Origin of the sequence: Bacillus sp. AY2-1, assembly GCF_008368965.1 — a bacterium.
Lineage (GTDB): Bacteria > Bacillota > Bacilli > Bacillales > Bacillaceae_G > Bacillus_A > Bacillus_A thuringiensis_S.
Genome location: NZ_QPEL01000309.1, coordinates 1 through 1,380 on the forward strand (window position 1 = coordinate 1; position 1,380 = coordinate 1,380).

The window sequence follows — 1,380 nt, forward strand, 5'->3', positions numbered from 1 at the left end:
AAAATAAGGGGTCATATTTTTAATATACTTGTTCCTGAATTAATAATAGATTAATTTCTGCGGAGGTACTAGTACTTAATATTAAGAGAAATTAGCCGCAGCTTACTAATATAATTATAGATACACCTATGTACTTATAGAATAAATGCAGAGTCTTTATAAGCATGGAAAAATTGCAGTTTCAATTGAATTTTTTAATTATAGATACACCTATGTACTTATAGAATAAATGCAGAGTCTTTATAAGCATGGAAAAATTGCAGTTTCAATTGAAACTGCAATTTTTAATTCATCCTTGCCATTATAGGGGAGGGGATTTGAAGTGTGCTAAGATAAAGTCATTTTAGTAAATTTGCTTCATTTTAAAATAAGTTTGAATGAAGGAGACAATTTGCTAAATACACTATGTTGTTCATTTCCTTCTTGATTCATACCTGCCTGATAAGATGTAAATCCTTTATACGTTTTTCTTTTCCATTGCCATAAGCCATTACTTTGATCGAATTCACCATAGTAATGATTGTAATCCAGTTTGTTCCCAGTGTTTTTATTAAAATTATTGCTAATAAAAATACGGCTATTACTTGCATAGATTTGGTTATTGGTAATTACATTGTTGCGGGTATCATAATTTAATTCGATTTGGCCACTCTCTTGATCTTTTGTATCATTTTTATAAATCACATTGTTTGTAATCGTGTTATTTTCAGCATATCCTTGCTGACTATCATATCCACCAATTGCAATGCCACTCATAATATTATTGGATATTGTATTGTCTCTAACGATAATTTGGCTTGCGCTTTTTCCTGCATGTTCGCTGGCTACTTCAATACCAAGGTCGTTTTCATAGCTTTGATTTTGCACAATGATAATTTCCTTCCCACCATCCACGTAAATACCATCAGCGGAATATTCATTATAACTAGTATTATTGATGGATGAATTGTGATGGACAATGTTATTACGAACAACTCCATTCTGTGCTTGATCTAAAGCAGCTACTGGAGATACGCCTTCATGTCCAATCAGAACAATTCCAATGTTGTTGTTATCATGTACTTTGTTATTGGTAACTTCAAAGGAATCTACATTCCCATTCACAGCAATTGCCTCACTCAATCCTAATTTCAAATTTGCTACTTCGTTATTATCGATGACAATATGATTTAAATTATTTTGTGCACTAGATGAAGTACCGTATACAGCAATACCGTGTGCGTTTCCATCCTGTACATTCGCTTCAATGTGATGGATATAATTATTTCTAATATCAATGTAACTTCCTGTTCCAGTGATATAAATACCAATAGGGGTTTCGTTAACTTTCGTTGATTTTAAATTACGAAATTCTAATCCTTTTACTTGAATATAATTTTT

The 1,380-nt window shown here is 31.5% G+C and carries 1 protein-coding gene; it reads right to left on the minus strand.

Annotated elements, in window-relative coordinates; translation table 11 throughout:
• Positions 1-357: 357 nt before the first annotated feature.
• Positions 358-1,380: right-handed parallel beta-helix repeat-containing protein (locus DN403_RS30715; protein WP_149186124.1), on the minus strand; the 1,023-nt coding region annotated here is incomplete at its 5' end.